The organism is Planococcus maitriensis (genome assembly GCF_003289925.1).
GTDB lineage: Bacteria > Bacillota > Bacilli > Bacillales_A > Planococcaceae > Planococcus > Planococcus maitriensis.
The window spans coordinates 487,581-504,672 of record NZ_QLZQ01000001.1 but is presented as its reverse complement, the minus strand read 5'-3'; the positions used below and the strand labels follow the sequence as shown (position 1 = coordinate 504,672).

At 51.9% G+C, this 17,092-nt stretch carries 16 protein-coding genes; 3 read left to right on the top strand and 13 right to left on the bottom strand.

The window, feature by feature from the left end; translation table 11 throughout:
• Position 1: 1 nt before the first annotated feature.
• From DP119_RS02465 to DP119_RS02430, 8 genes are all read right to left on the bottom strand, one after another.
• Positions 2–1,108 (bottom strand): dipeptide epimerase, encoded by a 1,107-nt coding sequence (locus DP119_RS02465; protein ID WP_112230511.1) that lies wholly within the window; start codon positions 1,106–1,108, stop codon positions 2–4.
• Between the two features lies 1 nt (position 1,109).
• Positions 1,110–2,033, bottom strand: a complete 924-nt coding sequence (locus tag DP119_RS02460) for a S66 peptidase family protein (RefSeq protein ID WP_101191234.1) — start codon at positions 2,031–2,033, stop codon at positions 1,110–1,112.
• Positions 2,034–2,537: 504 nt separating this feature from the next.
• A complete protein-coding gene (locus DP119_RS02455; RefSeq protein ID WP_112230509.1) occupies positions 2,538–4,175 on the bottom strand; it encodes a peptide ABC transporter substrate-binding protein in 1,638 nt (545 codons plus the stop codon).
• A gap of 58 nt (positions 4,176–4,233) precedes the next feature.
• Positions 4,234–5,370, bottom strand: coding sequence for an ABC transporter ATP-binding protein (locus DP119_RS02450; protein ID WP_112230507.1), 1,137 nt, complete (start codon positions 5,368–5,370; stop codon positions 4,234–4,236).
• A 4-nt stretch (positions 5,371–5,374) separates the two neighbouring features.
• Positions 5,375–6,295 (bottom strand): ABC transporter permease, encoded by a 921-nt coding sequence (locus DP119_RS02445; RefSeq protein ID WP_112230505.1) that lies wholly within the window; start codon positions 6,293–6,295, stop codon positions 5,375–5,377.
• Entirely contained in the window at positions 6,295–7,230 is a 936-nt protein-coding gene (locus DP119_RS02440) for an ABC transporter permease (protein ID WP_101191239.1), read from the bottom strand. The genes DP119_RS02445 and DP119_RS02440 overlap by 1 nt, the downstream gene beginning before the upstream one ends.
• A 12-nt stretch (positions 7,231–7,242) precedes the next feature.
• Complete coding sequence (locus DP119_RS02435) at positions 7,243–8,067, bottom strand: M55 family metallopeptidase (protein WP_112230503.1); 825 nt, start codon at positions 8,065–8,067, stop codon at positions 7,243–7,245.
• A gap of 732 nt (positions 8,068–8,799) precedes the next feature.
• Positions 8,800–9,264, bottom strand: a complete 465-nt coding sequence (locus DP119_RS02430) for a hypothetical protein (protein WP_058382979.1) — start codon at positions 9,262–9,264, stop codon at positions 8,800–8,802.
• Between the two features lie 182 nt (positions 9,265–9,446).
• On the opposite strand from DP119_RS02430, the gene DP119_RS02425 reads away from it, so the two are divergent.
• Together DP119_RS02425 and DP119_RS02420 are read left to right on the top strand one after the other, a co-directional pair.
• Complete coding sequence (locus DP119_RS02425) at positions 9,447–10,979, top strand: hypothetical protein (RefSeq protein ID WP_112231907.1); 1,533 nt, start codon at positions 9,447–9,449, stop codon at positions 10,977–10,979.
• Positions 10,976–13,699: a DEAD/DEAH box helicase gene (locus DP119_RS02420; RefSeq protein ID WP_112230501.1), complete on the top strand. Its 2,724-nt coding sequence runs from the start codon at positions 10,976–10,978 to the stop codon at positions 13,697–13,699. The genes DP119_RS02425 and DP119_RS02420 overlap by 4 nt, the downstream gene beginning before the upstream one ends.
• Positions 13,700–13,752: 53 nt before the next feature.
• Here DP119_RS02420 and DP119_RS15790 read toward each other — a convergent pair whose 3' ends face one another.
• Both DP119_RS15790 and DP119_RS02415 read right to left on the bottom strand, forming a co-directional pair.
• Complete coding sequence (locus tag DP119_RS15790) at positions 13,753–13,896, bottom strand: hypothetical protein (protein WP_167399171.1); 144 nt, start codon at positions 13,894–13,896, stop codon at positions 13,753–13,755.
• Positions 13,897–13,916: 20 nt separating this feature from the next.
• A complete protein-coding gene (locus DP119_RS02415) occupies positions 13,917–14,327 on the bottom strand; it encodes a single-stranded DNA-binding protein (RefSeq protein WP_112230499.1) in 411 nt (136 codons plus the stop codon).
• Between the two features lie 331 nt (positions 14,328–14,658).
• Here DP119_RS02415 and DP119_RS02405 point away from each other — a divergent pair, with 331 nt between their 5' ends.
• Positions 14,659–15,099: a YwpF family protein gene (locus DP119_RS02405; RefSeq protein ID WP_112230495.1), complete on the top strand. Its 441-nt coding sequence runs from the start codon at positions 14,659–14,661 to the stop codon at positions 15,097–15,099.
• Positions 15,100–15,152: 53 nt separating this feature from the next.
• On the opposite strand, the gene fabZ is transcribed toward DP119_RS02405, so the two are convergent.
• From fabZ to mreB, 3 genes are all read right to left on the bottom strand, one after another.
• Positions 15,153–15,590, bottom strand: coding sequence for a 3-hydroxyacyl-ACP dehydratase FabZ (gene fabZ / locus DP119_RS02400; protein ID WP_112230493.1), 438 nt, complete (start codon positions 15,588–15,590; stop codon positions 15,153–15,155).
• A 59-nt stretch (positions 15,591–15,649) separates the two neighbouring features.
• Positions 15,650–15,913, bottom strand: a complete 264-nt coding sequence (locus DP119_RS02395; RefSeq protein ID WP_112230491.1) for a DNA-directed RNA polymerase subunit beta — start codon at positions 15,911–15,913, stop codon at positions 15,650–15,652.
• A gap of 98 nt (positions 15,914–16,011) precedes the next feature.
• Positions 16,012–17,007 (bottom strand): rod shape-determining protein MreB, encoded by a 996-nt coding sequence (mreB, locus tag DP119_RS02390; RefSeq protein ID WP_112230489.1) that lies wholly within the window; start codon positions 17,005–17,007, stop codon positions 16,012–16,014.
• Between the last annotated feature and the right edge of the window lie 85 nt (positions 17,008–17,092).

The window sequence follows — 17,092 nt, the reverse complement described above, 5'->3', positions numbered from 1 at the left end:
ATTATCCTCTCCGTTCTCGTAATGTTTCCAGGAAGCGCCCTGCATCGATGCCAAGCCCTGGCTCACTTGAAAAGCGGACGGTTTTGCCGCTGTACTGGATGCCTCCCGGCAAGAGATCCTCCTTCAGCATGAGCGGCGCATCGAAATCAAAACGCGTAATATTCGGCTGGCTCGCCGCGAAATGAGCCGCTGCGGACAGGCCGAGCTTCGTTTCGATCATGCTGCCGGTCATGCACGGCACACCGAAGGTTTCGGCGAGTGCATTGATTTTCAAGGCGCGGTGGATGCCTCCTGCTTTCATCAATTTGATGTTGATCAGATCCGCCGCGCGCAATTCCAGGACACGCTTTGCATCGGCTGGAGAAAAGACACTCTCGTCGGCCATGATCGGCGTCATCGTGTGTTCGGTGACGAACTTCATCCCTTCAATGTCATTCGCCGGAACCGGCTGTTCGATCAATTCGATATCGAATCCGGCGTCTTCCATCTTCCGGATCGTGCGCACCGCTGATTTCGGGTCCCATCCCTGGTTCGCATCCAAGCGCAATGTCACTTTATTGCCGACGCGGTCCCGGATTGCCTGGATGCGCTTCAAATCCTGTTCAGGGGTATCGATGCCGACTTTCACTTTCAGGACCGTAAAACCGTCCTGTTCATAGCCCTCGGCATCTTGCGCCATTTCTTCCGGTGAATTGACCGAAACCGTATAATCGGTTTCAATCGATTCGCGGTAGCCGCCAAGATATTGAGTCAGGGGCAAGCCCGCCTGCTGGGCGATCAGGTCATAGAGCGCCATATCGACTGCCGCTTTGGCACTGGTGTTGCCGACCAGCGTCTTATGGAGCTTTTCGAAAAGCTGTTCATGCCTGCGGATGTCCATGCCGATCAGCCCGGCGCCAATCAGCTGAACCGCCCGTTCGATTCCGTCCAGCGTATCGCCTGTGATGACGTGTGTCGGCGGCGCTTCCCCGAAACCCGAGCGCCCGTCTTGTGTCGCCAGATGGACGATGACCGCCTCTGCGGCTTCGACCGTCCGGAGCGCCGTCTTGAACGGTTTTTTTAATGGAACGGCTATCCGGTAAGTCTCGATAGATGCTAAGACGGGCATCTTACTCGACCCCCGGCAGAATGGTCAGGGTTTTCGCATTGGCATCGAGACGCGCTTTCACCCCAAGCGGTACTGAGAAATGCGGTTCGCAATGGCCAATCTTGAAACCTTTGACGACCGGGATGCCCATGTCCTTGAAATAATCATCCAGCACTTGATCGAGCGTCCACGATTGTTCCGGCTTTTTCGGTTCAGCGTTCTTGAAATCCCCGATGACGATACCGGCCACTTCCTCGAACTTGCGGGCCTGTTTCAGCTGGTTGAGCATTTCGTCGACCTGGTATGGTTCTTCGCCCGTGTCTTCAATCAGCAGGATCTTGCCTTTCGTGTCGAGTTCGAACTTTGTCCCGATGCCCCCGCGGATCAATGATAAATTGCCGCCGACAAGTTCTCCGTCCGCCATGCCACCGGATAAGGTTTCCAATTCCGATATGGATTCATCGTAATGCAATTCGAACGGCTGGAACAATTGACCGAACATACGGCCGCTGCGCTCGTGGAATTCGGGCTTGCCGACATCCGACGCCAGCATCGGGCCGTGGAACGTCACCAATTCCGCATACATGCCGATCGCATTATGCAGGAAAGTCACGTCTGAATAGCCCCAGAAAACTTTCGGGTTTTCCTTGATCATCCCGTAGTCGATTTGGTCCGCATAGCGCGCCGCCCCGTAGCCGCCGCCCGCGCAGATGATGCCTTTCACTTCCGGGTCCTCGAACATGGCATGCAGATCCGCAAGCCGTTCTTCGTCTGTGCCGGCAAGATAGCCGTTTTTCGCTTCGACCGATTTGCCCATTTTGATGTTCAGGCCCATTTCCTCCAGAAACGGCAAGGCCTTTTTCAAATTCTCTAAGTTCGGCGGGCTCGATGGCGAGATGATCCCCACTGTATCCCCTTTTTGCAATCGTTTTGGCATTGTGCGCATATTGCTCACTCCTCTAGTTTTCTGTTCTTCACTCATTAAAACTACCAGTTTTCCTCAGTGAAAAACAGAAAAGCGCGGCGCATGGCCGCGCTTCTGTTTTTTCATATGATTACGGCCGCTGAACGGGCGTGATCGCTTTTAGTTTTATCCAGCTCCTTGCCCCCAACTCCTCGGGTCGTAAGTCAACCCAGCATTGCGGCAAAGAGCGCCGCATTGCTGGTCTGTCTTACGCCTGTCGGAGCTGAACGGGGGCAGTCGCTTTTATTTTTATCCAGCTCTCACGCCCAACTCCTCGGGTCATAAGCCACTTCCCCTGTGCGGCAAAGAGCGCGCTTCGGGGAATCGTCTTATGCCTGTCGGAGCTGAACGGGCGTGATCGCTTTTATTCATATCTAGCTTCAGCGGCCTGTCTCTCGGGTCATAAGCCATCTTCCCTGTGCGGCAAAAAGCGCCGCTTCGGGAAGTCGTCTTATGCCTGTCGAGCCAGAACGGCCGCTTCAGCTTTTATTGTTTATCCGCTGTTTTTAGGTCGATGTATCCGACCGGGTGGCGAAGGATGCCTTCGACGCCTTCTTTTTGCAGCTGGACTTGGTTATAGAAATGGATCGGGAAGATCGGCATTTCGTCCATCAGGATTTTTTCTGCTTCGATAAGCATGTCCCAACGTGCTGCAGAGTCTGTTTCCGCTTTTGCGTCAGCGATCAGCTTATCGAATTCTTCGTTGGACCATTGTGTACGGTTCATGGAAGAATCCGTGATGAAGCTTTCAAGTGCGTTGACCGGGTCAGCGTAGTCGTGCAGGAATGAGCTGCGCGACAATTGGTATTTGAATTCTTTTTGCTCTGTCAGGAAGACGCTCGCTTCGACATTTTGAAGTTCAACATCTACATCCAAAGCAGTCTTGAATTGGTCTTGCAATGTTTCCGCGATGTTCTGGTGTGATTCGCTTGTTGAGTAGGAAATCGTCACTGGCGGCAATTCGTCCCAGCCTTCTTCTTCCATGCCTTCTTCAAGCAATTGCTTCGCTTTGTCAGCGTCAAATTTCACCAATTCGCCTGCTTCGTCGCGGAATTCCTGGCCGTTCGGGCCTTCAAATCCGTAAGAAACAAAGCCGTATGCCGGTTTTTCGCCGTTTTTCGTCACGTATTGGACGATATCATCCTGGTTCACCGCATAAGCGAATGCTTGGCGGACTTTTTTGTTCGTGAATGGCTCTTCTTCCACATTGTAACGGTAGAAATACGTACCCGCCTGGTCCATTACGCCAAGTTCAGGAGAATCCTGCAATTGCTCGGACATTTCAGCTGGCACGCTCGATACGTCCAGTTCACCCGCTTCGTACATTTGGTATTCCGTGTTCGGGTCGTTGACCATTGCCCAGTGGACTTTATCCAATTTTACGTTTTCAGCATCCCAATACTCTTCATTCTTCTCGAAGACGAATTCTTCGTCGTGGCTCCAGGAAGCCAATTTGAACGGCCCGTTTCCGACAAAGCTATCCGCTTCTGTATGCCAGTCCGGGTTTTCAGTAGCTGTCGCTTCGTGGATCGGGAAAAAGCTTGGGTTAGTGATGATGTTCAGGAATGCTTCTGTCGGTTCTGTCAATTTCACGACGAAGGTCTTGTCGTCTTCCGCAGAAATCGCGATATCTTCTACAGCGCCTTCCCCGTTGTTATACGCTTCCGCTCCTTCAATGAAGTAAGCAAGGAAAGCTGCCGGAGAAGCTGTCTCCGGGTCCAGCATGTGCTGCCATGCAAAGACGAAATCGCCGGCTGTGACCGGTTCGCCGTTCGACCAGTTAGCGTCTTCACGGATATTGAATGTGTACGTCAACCCGTCTTCAGAGATGTCGATCGATTCAGCTGTCGCTTCGACCGGCTGAGACGATTCATCCAGGCGTGTCAAACCTTCCATCAAGTTGTTCAAAGCGCCCCATGATACAGCGTTGAAGCCGATCGATGGATCGAACGAAGTCGGTTCTTCCCCATTATTCATATACAATACTTTCTCTCCGCCTGAATCAGCGGAACCCTCTTCGCCTGAATCGCTGCTTGTGTCTTCACCCGCGTCTTCGCTTGCTGTACAAGCTGCGAGAACGAACACGAACATCGCCATCAGGAACAATACGAGCCATTTCTTCATGTGATTTCCCCCTTGTGTTTTCTTTTATGTGAATGCGCAAATGCGCCCCCAGCCAAATTTACCTTGCAAAAGCCTGTTCTTCGATCAATTTTTGGGCCCGTGGATCCTGCAGCCAGCAATCCACTTTGTGGGTCCCGGATAAAGCCGTCACTTCCGGATAGACATTCGTACAGACGTCCATCGAAAACGGGCAGCGCGCTGCGAATGGGCACCCTGTCGGCGGTGCGAACAGATCAGGCGGCGTTCCGTCGATTGGCTTGAGCTCCCCTCCCGCCAAGTCGAGGCGCGGCACGGAATTCAATAAGCCTTTCGTGTACGGATGCTGCGGATTGTAGAAAATCTCGCGCTTGTCGCCGGTTTCGATCACCTTTCCGGCGTACATGACGGCGATGCGATCGGCGATTTTCGCGACGACGCCGAGGTCGTGCGTAATCAAGATGATCGATACGCCGGTTTTTGCTTGGATTTCCTCGAATAATTCCAGGATCTGCGCTTGGATCGTCACGTCGAGCGCCGTCGTCGGCTCATCCGCAATCAATAGCTCCGGCTCACAGATCAAGGCGATCGCGATGACGATGCGCTGGCGCATGCCTCCCGAAAATTGGTGGGGATATTGCTTGAGCCGCTCTTCCGGATTCGGGATGCCGACCAGCTTGAGCATATCGATCGCCCGCTCTTTCGCTTCGGCCTTGCCCAAGTTCTTGTGCTGCTTGACGCCTTCTGTCAATTGCTCGCCGATCGTCAAGGTCGGGTTGAGCGCAGTCATCGGATCCTGGAAAATCATCGAAATGTCGACGCCTTGGATCTTGCGCATTTCTTTCTTCGACAATTTCGTCAGGTCCCGTGTTTTGAAATGGACGCCTTTGGAACTGATTTTTCCGGGCGGCTGCTGGATCAAGCCCATGATGGCATTGGATGTCACCGATTTACCACAGCCCGACTCCCCGACAATGGCCAGCGTTTCCCCTTTATAGAGGTCGAAATTGACGCCGCGGACGGCCTGGACGGTGCCGCCGTATGTATTGAAGGTCACGTGCAGGTCCTGTACGGAAAGGATCCGCTCGTCCGTGACGGTCTTGTGCTTTTTCGGCTTTACGACCTTGCCGCGTTTGCCGGTATGGTCGATGGCATCGAGATCCGCCCCATCTTCCAGGCGGGTCCGCGCCAACTCTTCAGCTATCTGCTTTCCTGTCATGTCTTCACTTCCTCATCTTCGGATCGAGTGCATCCTGCAGCCCGTCTCCAAGTACGTTAAATGCGAACATCGTCAATGAAATAAATAATGCCGGGAAGAACAAGCGCCACCAGTCGCCGGTGATGATGACCGGCAAAGCGTCGTTCGCCATGACGCCCCAACTTGCAAACGGCGCCTGGATCCCGAGGCCAAGGAAGCTCAGGAACGCTTCAGCGAAAATGGCGCTCGGTACAGTCAAGGTCATCTGCACGATGATCGGCCCCATCGAGTTCGGGATCAAGTTCTTGCGGATGATGCGCGGCGTCTTCGCCCCGAATGATTTCGAAGCGGTGACGAATTCATAGTTTTTCACTTGCAGCACCTGCCCCCTGACAATCCGGGCCATGCCGACCCAGCCTGTGATGGTGAGCGCGAGGATGATGGTCCATAAAGACGGGCCCATTACGACGAGCAGCAAGATGACCACGAGCAAATACGGTAAGCCGTATAGGATTTCGATGATGCGCATCATGATGCCGTCGGTTTTGCCGCCTTTATAGCCGGCGATTCCCCCGTAGACGATGCCGATGACAAAATCAATCAATGCGGCCATCAAGCCGACGAATAAGGAAATGCGCGCGCCGTACCAGGTGCGGGTAAAGACGTCGCGCCCCGCTTCATCGGTCCCGAACCAATGCGTCGCACTTGGCGGCTGGTTTTGGTTCGGCAAGTCTTGCGTAGTGACGGAATGCGGCGAGAAAATAGGGCCGAATATCGCCATCACGGCGAGCAAAGCCAGGAAAATCAGGCCGAGCATCGCCAGTTTGTTTTGTTTCAGCCTGCGCCAGGCGTCTTTCCAATAGGAAAGCGACGGGCGGACGACGGCTTCTTTTTCATCCGCACTGTTGTCAGAAGGGCGGAACCATTCATCACGGACCTGAGTCATCACACATCACCTTCTTTCTTATGGAGCTTGATGCGCGGATCCAATATGCCGTAGACGATGTCGACAAGAAACAGCATGAATATCAAGAACGCACTATAGAACACTGTGGTGCCCATGATGACCGGATAATCGCGGTTATTGATCGAATCGACAAAGTATTTGCCCATCCCCGGAATCGCGAAAATCTTCTCGATGACGAAAGTTCCGGTCAAGATGCCGGCAAGCAAAGTACCCATGATCGTCACGACCGGCATCAAGGCATTGCGCAGCGCATGCCGCAAGACGATGCGCATCGGCTTGATGCCTTTGGCGCGTGCCATTTTAATATAATCCTGTGTCAGCACTTCGAGCATGCTCGAACGCGTCAGGCGGGCGATGATTGCCATCGGCCCGGTCGCGAGCGCCAGCACCGGCAGCACCATATGCATCGGGCTGGTCCAGGTCGCGGGCGGGAACAGGTTCCAGTTGACCGCGAGTTGCTGGATCAGCACCGTTGCGAGTACAAAGTTCGGGATCGAGATCCCGATGACCGCGAAAGCCATTGCCGCGTAGTCGATCATCTTATTGTGCCGCAGCGCAGCCATCGTCCCGAGAATGATCCCGGAGACGACCGCAACGAGAATGGTGATGATCCCAAGTTCGAAGGAAATCGGGAAGCCCCTTGCCAACAGTTCGTTAACGGTGCGGTTCGGGTCTTTGATCGACGGCCCGAAATCGAACGTGACGATCGACTGCATATAACTCAAGTATTGGATATGTAAAGGCTGGTCGAGCTTGTAGAAGCGCTCCAGGTTCGCCTGCACCGTCTCGTTCGTGTTGCGGTCGCTTTCAAGCGGTGATCCCGGAACGGCGTGCATCAGGAAAAACGTCAATGTCGCGATGATGAAAATCGTCACGAGCATCATCAAAAATCGTTTGAATATGTATTTGCCCATTGTTTCTTCCCCCTAACAGAACTTCGCTTGCATCGCCAGTTCTGTCATGACCAGCATAGCGCGATAAGCTTCCAGTATGTTTTGTGCTTCGTAGCGGACGATCGTCGTGCCTTCTTCGATATGGGTTCCGGGCATCATTGCCGCCAGCTCCGCTTCGCCGTAATTGGTGAATTCCATGCGAAGTGTCGGGCGCTCCGGCGGCACGAGCGGCTTTACGCGGCTTTTGTTTTGGATCGCTTGCTGCGTTTTCTCGTGAAGCAGCCGTTGCGCCTTTTTCGGATGCAGCGTCTTGACTGCAGAACGCGTCAAGGTTTCTTTGACAGCGACAGTCGTGACATTCGGGATGAGCGCTTCCGCTTCCCTGCATGCGCAGTCATCTCCCGCCACCATCAGTACCGGGACGCCGTGGTATCCTGCGACATATGCATTCAAGCCGAGCTCCCCGACTTCGACCTCGTCGATCCACATCGACCGGACGCCAAAAATCATGGCATGGGACATGACGCCTTTCTGGCCGGCACGTGCGTGATATCCAGCAAAAAAAGCGCCCGTGTAGCTGTCGTCCAGTCCTTCGACCATCGAAAACGCTTTGACGCCCCCAGTGATGAGCTCCGCTTCTTCGTGGAGGTCTTCAGCGATCAAATTGTTCATCTTGGAATGGGAATCGTTGACAAGAAACGCTTCCGCTCCTGCATCGAACGCCCCACGGATGATGGCATTGGCGTCGCCTGTCATGAGGCGGCGCCCCCTTTCGTAATTCGCTTCTTTGGAATCCACATATGTATAATCCGGAAGTGCCGTCACGCCTTCCATGTCCATCGACAAGTAAAATTTCATGCTGCGTATTTCCCCTTTGTTTGTCTAATTCGGAATATTTTTGAAACTTTCTATGTACTAATATAGCAATATTGTAAGAATATTTCAATATAATTTTTTATTCGAATTGTCCTATTCTTTATGCACCTAGCCATAAAAATCAATTCAAAATCTCTTGTTCCTTTACTTCTTTTCCAGTCTCCGTGTATAAGCGATGCATGAAATTGGCTCTGTGATTTTTTCAGTATATTGTTAATCACCCGCCAAACAGATATTCTTCAGGTGACCGCTCATTTTCCACTGCAAAAGGGTGTGTCATTTCTGTAGAATGGAAAGGTCTTTCTCTATTTATTTTAATTTTTAGAATATTTGGTAATTTAGTCTCATGCATTTTCTTCCAGTCCCTTATACACTGTAAATAAGTTATAAATAGTTCAACCGGACACTATAACTGGCAAACAGGGTTTCCCAACAATCAGAGAAGGAGCGGATCATCATGAATAATTTTGACAAAGTACTGGAGATGCAATGGGGAGATCTTGCGCTGGGCGTGACGGGTTCTGCAGTTGTCATGTTGGCACTCAATTACTTCATGCTCATGTAGAAAGGAGCACCTTATGGTTTCCGAACATACGTAAAAGCCCTTTTCCGATAGGCGGAAGAGGGCTTTTTGCTTGTTTCTTTCCATATAAAAACGCCTGCTCTCAAATTCCTGGGCAGACGTTTCTTATCCATAGGCTGTTGTATGCTTCATCATAGACCTCCATCGAGTAATTGTTTTTGCTGGGACAGCAGCTTCTCAAACAGTTCCTTATCCCCCGCGGCTAACGCCTGGTCGATCATGCGGTTGAAGTTTTCCTGCTCCAGGAACTGGATTGCTTCGGTCGCTTCTTTCTTTGTTTGTTCGTTCACTTCGATCAATTCCGCCCTTTCTTCCTTCAGTATGCTCTGAAGGTGTGTATGGATGTCCGAGACCAGCAGCAATTGGTAGAGCGGCAAACGGATAAAGCGGTTCCCTTTTTGGAATACAAAGACTTCGGAAAGGTTTTCCACTTGGAACGTATTCAAGTTGACGATGATTTCCTTCCCTTCGACAGGGATGAAATGGAACACTTCATCGTCCTTCAGGATCGAAAAATATTGATAGGCGAACACAAACTTGATGCGGTGCCCTTCTCTCTTTGTATAAAACGGCTTCATCAATTTGACATGCAACATCTGACTCCCCTCCTTATATTTCAGAATATTCTGCTTACATGAATCATACCATAAATTGGGCGATACGGATAGAAATAAGTATGGATAAACGATGGCTTTTCCGCTTCTTTTTCCTTCTTCATTTACTGTCTTGCCCCAAAGCCGTATAATAGAAGGAAATGTTTTTATTTGGGGCGATGCAGATGGCTACGGTTTTATCCTTAGCGAAACAATACGAAGACACGATCCGCAATTATATGGCTGCTATCGACAAGTCGCTTCATCCCGCCCGCGCGCTGGATGAGGAAATGGTTCGAAAAGCAGTCTTTTTAGTGCGCCACGACGGCGTGCAGATACATTCCTTCAATGAAGAACGCCTGCTGCTTGAAGCGAGCGTGAAAGATGCCCATACGGTGAAAGTAGTGCTCAACTTCGGGAAACTCACCGCCGTATGCGCTTGCCCGCAGGATCAAACCTGCCGTCACCGTTTGGCGGTCATTTTTTCGCTCTACCAAAAAATCGACTCGCTTTCCGAATGGGTAGCGAAATGGCGTGATAAGGAGAATGAGAAATTGGCGACACTGACCAACAAACGCTCACCGGATCAATGGGAAGCACTGATCCGCAGCACGTGGCGCGAACCGATCAATGATTATGTCACGCGCAATTATTTTTATTTCGAGCAACTATACGAAGGGCGCTTGAAAAATGCCCTGTCCTTCATGCCCATCGAGCGTGAATGGAAAACTTTATATAAAACCTACGCCCACTTGATTTCATTGACAGAGGTTTGGGATACGTTCAGTGCCGGGACGAAAGAAGTGCACCATTCCTTCTTCAAAACCTGGTTCGCGGATGAATTGCATGCACTCCGTGATATGCTTGGCCAATTGCGCGGCCTGCACCGCACGTTCGAATCGGATGCTTTTTTCACCCATTTGCGTGAATTGGTCCGCGAATTCGCGGAAACGAACGACGATTCATTCTCTGAACGCTTTGAAATCTATCAATTGTTCTGGACCGAATTATTTGTCAGCAAGCGCGAACGGATGAGCGGGCTAGAGGAATTCCGCCGCCCGGACGAACGGGTCAAGGCCTTTTTCGCCTTGCTGCTCGGAAATGAGGTTTCGCCTGGCGCCATTACGCCAGGCGCTGCAGCTGACTGGGTCAAACTCGCCGTGCTCGCTGAAGAAGAAGGCCATCAGCAAGGGCTCACTGCAATCTTGATGGCCATCAAGCCGCACGTCCGGAGCTTCCTATTCGACGGTTTGTATACGCAGTACCGCCATCATTATGTGCGGGTATTGAGCCGCCTGTATTCATTGATCGATTTGACCGAAGAGGATTGGGAAGATTTGTTTACGCAGTTCGGCCATTACGGCTTGCCTGCCTATTCCGCTTACCTCGTCGAAAAAGGCATGTACAAGCAATGGGCGGAACTTCACCAGCTGCATAATTCCCCTTTGTATTTTGCAGAGGAATGCGGCTTGAAGGAAGTGCATAATGCCGCTCCTGATTTTGCGCTGCCACTATACCACCGCTATGCGCTGCAGCATCTCGAAGAGCGCAGCCGGACGAGTTATAAACAGGCGGTGCGTGTATGGAAGAAGATGAAAGCCGCGTGCAAGAAAAGCGGGCAGATGCCATTTTGGAATGACTATATGAAGGAAATCCAGCATCGCTATAAACGCTTGCGCGCACTCCAGGAAGAGATCGAGAAAGGAAAGCTGTTATGAATCAATTCCAAACCGAAGGAAGCCGTACGTATTACTTAAAAATAGACCAGTCGGACATGTTCCGGCTCCAAGCTTATAATGACAGCGGCAACCGGATCCCTCCGGAAATCTGGTCCCCGTTCCTGTATTTCGCCGATAAGGACAGCTTTTTCGGCATGAATGCCCAGACGGACGGCTTGGACCTGTTATTGACGCCTGCCGATTTTGTCCGTTTGTTCCAGCAGCCCCCGCATCATTACGTCCAGTTTTCGGGGCGCCGCCTGCAGGACGAGGCTTGGTTGAAACTTGCGCGCCGCGTCGCCGATTCCTTGAACGATCCGTCCCTTTGGCAGCACGTGCAAGTCGAAGATGGCGTCATTTCCATTGACCCGGGATATGGCGATGCGGAAATCCGTTCGTTCCTGACCGATACCATCCAGCATCAGCTGCGCCAAAAAGGGCTCACGTCCGCCCAGCTGCCGTACCTGTTACATTTTGTCGAACATGCAGGCTGGGATGGGCTCAAACCCGCGGATGATTATGTGATGGCGATGCAATTGACCGAACCGGATGATAGCGGCCTGTGGGCTTTCCGCACAGCATTGCGCACGAAACGCGGGAGCGCTTATTGGACGCCTTCGAAACGCCGTGAAAACGAAGTGATGGAAAAAGTGCTGCCTGAAAAGTGGCGCGCCCATGCGCGTGACATCCAGAAGCGCCAAAGCCTGATTCTCAGCTTATGCCCTTCTGTCGACCGCTACGAGGCGGACCAGATGTATATCACCCGCTGGACCGATGCAGAAGTGCTGAACTTCCTCCGCAACGATGCCGACCTATTGCAGGCATTCGGCGTGGAAGTGTCGATCCCTTCCTGGCTGCAAGCCGTCCAGGAATCGAAAGTACGCGTCAAAGCGAATGTCACTTCCCCGGCGAAAAAAGCATCAGTCGTTGGCCTGGACCAGATCATCAGCTTCGACTGGAAGTTCTCGCTCAACGGCCATGATTTGAGCATGCAGGATTTCGAACAGCTGGTGACGGAAAATCGCGAGTTCATCCGCGTCGGCAACGAATGGGTGCGTGTCGACTCGAACCTGTTGATGCAGCTGCGCCAGATGATCGAAGAAGCGGAAGACGCCGACTGGACGCTGAAAGACATGCTGTTCCAGAATGTGCCGGACGTCATGCTCGAAGAACCGGGCGAGGAAGACGATCCGCTCGTCGAGTTCCATTTGAATAAATCCTTGAAGGTCCTGCTCGATAAATTGCTCGATAAACGCGATTTGCCGGAAACGCCATTGCCGGAGAACTTGAAGACGGAACTGCGCCCTTACCAGAAGACCGGTTTCGATTATTTAACCTTCATGCGCGAAGAAGGCTTCGGCTTATGCCTTGCGGATGATATGGGGCTCGGCAAGACCGTTCAATTGATCGCTTACCTGCTCCACGTGCACAGCGAAAAGCCGAAACAGCCATCGCTCATCATTTGCCCGACTTCCGTGCTCGGCAACTGGCAAAAAGAGCTGGAGCGGTTTGCGCCCGATTTGAAAGTGGCGACGCATTACGGCAGCAACCGCCCGAAAGGCCAGGCCTTTTTGGATTCGCTGGCGTCGGAACAGCCGGACGTGGTGCTCTCGACATACGGCATCGCTTCGTCCGATAGCGATGAGATCCAGTCCCTCACGTGGACAAGCATCACGCTCGACGAAGCACAAAACATCAAGAATATGTATACGAAACAATCGCGGACGATCCGCAAGTTCAAAGGGCAGCATCACATCGCCTTGACCGGGACGCCGATCGAGAACCGCTTGTCTGAACTGTGGTCGATTTTCGATTTCATCAATAAAGGCTACCTGTACCGCATCAAGCAGTTCCAGGAAGCCTTTATGGTGCCGATTGAGCGGGATGACTCCGAACAGGCCAAAGAAAAGCTGCGGCAGCGCATACAGCCATTTCTTTTGCGCCGGACGAAAAAAGACCCCGAACTCCAGCTCAATTTACCTGAAAAACTGGAGCAATTGGAATATTGCCCACTCACGCCGGAGCAAGCCGCGCTGTATGAGGGGCTGGTGCAGGATACGGTGCAGAAGATGGGGACGCTCACAGGCTTCGAGAAAAAAGGCCTCGTCCTGAAAATGCTCAGCAAGCTGAAACAGCTGTGCAATCACCCGTCCCTTTATTTGAAAGAGCCGTATACGACCGCAGACGAGTTATTGCCCCGCTCCCAGAAACTCGAGCGTATCGTGACACTTGCGGGGGAAATCGCGGAACGCGGGGAGCAGTGCTTGATCTTTACGCAGTACATCGGGATGGGCCATCTGCTGCAGCAGGCGCTAAATGAATTATACGGGCATGAAGTGCCGTTCTTGACCGGACATATGCCGAAACACCAGCGGGACTCACTTGTCGCTGCATTCCAGAATGGCGAATTCCCGATATTCATCCTATCCTTGAAAGCGGGCGGGACCGGGCTTAACCTGACGGCCGCTACGCATGTGCTGCATGCGGACCGCTGGTGGAACCCGGCTGTGGAGAATCAGGCGACCGACCGGGCATACCGCATCGGCCAGACGCAATTCGTCCACGTCCATAAGTTTGTGACGATCGGGACAATCGAAGAGAAAATCGATTCGCTGCTTACGCAGAAGCAGTCGATGTCGGACCAGTTTATCCAATCGAGCCAATGGATGACGGAACTGTCCGATGACGAACTGAAAGAATTGTTCACGTATAGCTTCTAAAAAATCCGGCCAGGACCCCACCTGGACGGATTTTTTCTTTTGGACAGCGTTGATCAGTTTTTGTCGCCTGTGGCGAAGACCCGTTTCAGTTCTGACAGCTCCCGCTCCGCTTCGATCATGCGTTGATGAAGCGATGCGGTCAGTTTGATCAATTGCTCCATATGGACTTCCAATTGGAGCTGAAGTTCTTTCGGCATTCCACTTGCCTCCTTATGCATCAACTGTTCACCTGCTCAGTTTCGGGCGGCTGGAAATCGAACTCCGCATTAGAATCCGTTTCCGTCCGCTTGGGGATAAGATCATCTGAGGGCTTTCGTTTATCGAGGAAACGTACTTGGTCGCCGATCACTTCCGTTACATAGACACGGGTGCCATCTTCCTTGTCGTAATGGCGTGATTGGATTCTTCCCGTAATGGCGACTTGTGAACCTTTCATGCAATACTTGGCGACGTTCTGGGCTGTCCGTCCCCAGGTGGAGCAAAGGACATAATCGCTTTCGATTTCACCACGCTGATTTCTGAAGTTGCGGGAAATGGCCACGACGAAGGTAGTATGTACGCGCCCTTCCCCCAGCACCCGCATCGACGGGTCTTTCGTTAATCGTCCTACAATGCCTACTTGATTCATTGATTTCACCCCCTGCCGGAAAGGCCGATTCAGCTGCTGGCCTAATCGCCTGCCTGCTGTCCTGCCGGTAATGAAAGCATACTAATACCGCCATTTCCTTGGCAATGTGGGAAATCGCGGATTTGAAAGGATTTCGGGCATCATTTGCGGAATTCCGGAAAGGGCAAAAAAATTTTCCTGCCCTTCCGCTGCATGAAAACCGGCTTTGCTTGAACAAGGGGCTTTTATACAAAATCGCCATTTTGTTGAAATATGTTTTTTTCCATAGACATTCGCCGGCCATTTCCCCGCTATGCTATACTGAAACAAAGCTTTATCTGGAGGGAATCGCATGAAAACCTTTAAAATGCTGTCGCTCGCCGTTGTAGACGGGGATCAACTCGTAGACTACCCGCTCCATGACGGCCTGATCATCAACCAGGAAAATTCCCAACGTTCCTGGGTGCTCGAAATGCTGGTGGACCAGAAACACGAATCCGTCTTTCTCGATATGCAACAAACCGGAAAGGTGTACGATGTCAAAGTCGTCATTTCCTATCCGGGGAATGAACCAGCTACTTTTGAGGTGATCATCCATGCCGTCAAGACGATCGGCGAACACGTATCCGTGCTGATGAAAGGGACTTTGAAACGGGCACGCCGCAAATACGCCGAGACGTTATTGTCGGAGCTGCTGGAAGATGGGCTCGAAGGACAGGAACTGCTCGAGCGTTTTGAAACGGATATGCGGGAACGTCCCGTATTGCGGAAAGATGAAACCAAATCCAATTAAAAAAGTGCCTCCCGCAGCCAAGTCGGCTGCGGGAGGCACTTTCCATTTCCATGCTATTTTTCCTGGACTGGCCCAAGTGCGAACAAAATATCGCATTCGCAAGCGATTTCGCCATCGACAGTCGCGATGGCATGCCCTTTGCCCATAGAACCGCGCAAACGCGTCAATTCCACTTCCAGGCGCAATTGGTCCCCTGGCGTGACTTGGCGCTTGAAGCGGCAATTATCGATGCCAGTAAAGAAGGCTAGGCGGCCTTTGTTTTCTTCCATCTGAAGAACGGCAGCCGCACCGACCTGCGCCAGCGCTTCAACGATCAAGACGCCCGGCATGACAGGATAGCCCGGAAAATGGCCATTAAAGAAATCTTCGTTGGCGGTAACATTTTTCAGCCCGACCGCTTTTTTCCCCGCTTCGATTTCAAGGATCCGATCGACCATCAAAAATGGGTATCGGTGAGGCAAAATTGCCTGTACTTGTTCTGTCGTCAACATATATTCCATTCCCTTCTGCACTTGCTGCTTGTCTCTTCACCAGGCTTTATCTTTCCCGATCAAGTGACTCCGCGCATGATATCAAAGATGTGCTGCCACGTTTCCCATTTCAAGGCATCTCCTGCATTGCCGTCTCCAATGACGCCGTAACCGACCATGGCGCCAAGAGCTGCCATGACGACGAGGAGCGCGATTACAAGGAGGATCCTCAGCCAGATCGGAAACATCCGGATTTGCACCCAGCGCGTTTTCTTTTGCGGCTTCCCGGCTTGCGTATTCGGTTTATTTGGCTGGGTGGAGCCAGTTTTTTTTGATTGTGCCATTGCTATGTCAACCTTTCCTCTTTAAATGCCCAATTCAAGTTTCTTCACTATCTGCCATTATACTAAAAAGCGTGGGCTGTGGAACAAAAATTTGAATATTATCTCCTTGTGCGGAAAATATCCTGTTTTGCTTCAAGCATCTTCCCGGTCCCGAGAACGACACATTCTTTCGGCTGTTCCGCAATGGCGACCGGAATGCCGAGACGTTCCGATAAAAGCCGGTCCAATCCGCCGAGTAAGGCCCCGCCTCCGGTCAACACCCCGCCGCGGTCGATGATGTCCGAGGCAAGTTCGGGAGGCGTTTGTTCGAGCACCAGCCGCACGCCTTCCGCTACTGACTCGACAGATTCCTGCAAGGCTTCCGTGATCTCCTGCGCTTTCAGCGTGATGGTCCGCGGATAGCCCGTCAGCATATCCCGTCCCCGGATATCCATCGTGGCTTCTTGATCACCGCTGAGTGTCCCGAATTCGACTTTCAGCTTTTCAGCCGTCCGTTCGCCGATCAGTAATTTATATTTTTTCTTTATGTAATGAAGTATGTCCAAGTCAAAATGATCGCCTGCGACTTTCAAAGTTTCACTTTTGACGATTTCGCCCATCGACAAAACCGCAATATCGGAAGTACCGCCGCCAATATCGATGACGAGGCTCGCATCCGCCCGGTAAATATCGAGCCCTGCCCCGATAGCTGCCACTTTCGGCTCCACTTCAACGTAGACTTTCCTCGCACCCGCTTTTTCGGCCACTTCACGGATGGCCTTCTGCTCGATGCTCGTGATGTTCGCCGGGCAGCAGATGAGGATGCGCGGTTTCATCATGAAGCCTTTCAGTTTCAATACTTGGATAAAATGCTTGAGCATCAGTTCCGTGATATCGAAATCGTGGATGACGCCATCTTTCAGGGGGCGTATTACCGCGATATGCTGGGGTGTGCGGCCCATCATTTTCTGGGCTTCCGTCCCGACGGCGATCAGCTCGTTGGATTTCTTATCGACTGCTACAACGGACGGCTCGTTTAAAATGATGCCCTTGCCCTTTACATAGATCAGCACATTGGCTGTCCCGAGATCGATGCCTATATCTTTCGAAAACATTACGCCGTCCCCTTCCATTACTCCAAGACTTTGAGTGAATTCCAGTTTCTCGAATTTGTGTGCCTTTCAACTTGTCTAGTTAAAA

Excerpts from the sequence above, each read along its gene's own strand:
- DP119_RS02465 (WP_112230511.1), bottom strand. The coding sequence starts at position 1,108 with ATGCCCGTCTTAGCATCTATCGAGACTTACCGGATAGCCGTTCCATTA.
- DP119_RS02460 (WP_101191234.1), bottom strand. The coding sequence starts at position 2,033 with ATGCGCACAATGCCAAAACGATTGCAAAAAGGGGATACAGTGGGGATC.
- DP119_RS02455 (WP_112230509.1), bottom strand. The coding sequence starts at position 4,175 with ATGAAGAAATGGCTCGTATTGTTCCTGATGGCGATGTTCGTGTTCGTT.
- DP119_RS02450 (WP_112230507.1), bottom strand. The coding sequence starts at position 5,370 with ATGACAGGAAAGCAGATAGCTGAAGAGTTGGCGCGGACCCGCCTGGAA.
- DP119_RS02445 (WP_112230505.1), bottom strand. The coding sequence starts at position 6,295 with ATGACTCAGGTCCGTGATGAATGGTTCCGCCCTTCTGACAACAGTGCG.
- DP119_RS02440 (WP_101191239.1), bottom strand. The coding sequence starts at position 7,230 with ATGGGCAAATACATATTCAAACGATTTTTGATGATGCTCGTGACGATT.
- DP119_RS02435 (WP_112230503.1), bottom strand. The coding sequence starts at position 8,067 with ATGAAATTTTACTTGTCGATGGACATGGAAGGCGTGACGGCACTTCCG.
- DP119_RS02430 (WP_058382979.1), bottom strand. The coding sequence starts at position 9,264 with ATGTTGCATGTCAAATTGATGAAGCCGTTTTATACAAAGAGAGAAGGG.
- DP119_RS02425 (WP_112231907.1), top strand. The coding sequence starts at position 9,447 with ATGGCTACGGTTTTATCCTTAGCGAAACAATACGAAGACACGATCCGC.
- DP119_RS02420 (WP_112230501.1), top strand. The coding sequence starts at position 10,976 with ATGAATCAATTCCAAACCGAAGGAAGCCGTACGTATTACTTAAAAATA.
- DP119_RS15790 (WP_167399171.1), bottom strand. The coding sequence starts at position 13,896 with ATGCCGAAAGAACTTCAGCTCCAATTGGAAGTCCATATGGAGCAATTG.
- DP119_RS02415 (WP_112230499.1), bottom strand. The coding sequence starts at position 14,327 with ATGAATCAAGTAGGCATTGTAGGACGATTAACGAAAGACCCGTCGATG.
- DP119_RS02405 (WP_112230495.1), top strand. The coding sequence starts at position 14,659 with ATGAAAACCTTTAAAATGCTGTCGCTCGCCGTTGTAGACGGGGATCAA.
- fabZ (WP_112230493.1), bottom strand. The coding sequence starts at position 15,590 with ATGTTGACGACAGAACAAGTACAGGCAATTTTGCCTCACCGATACCCA.
- DP119_RS02395 (WP_112230491.1), bottom strand. The coding sequence starts at position 15,913 with ATGGCACAATCAAAAAAAACTGGCTCCACCCAGCCAAATAAACCGAAT.
- mreB (WP_112230489.1), bottom strand. The coding sequence starts at position 17,007 with ATGTTTTCGAAAGATATAGGCATCGATCTCGGGACAGCCAATGTGCTG.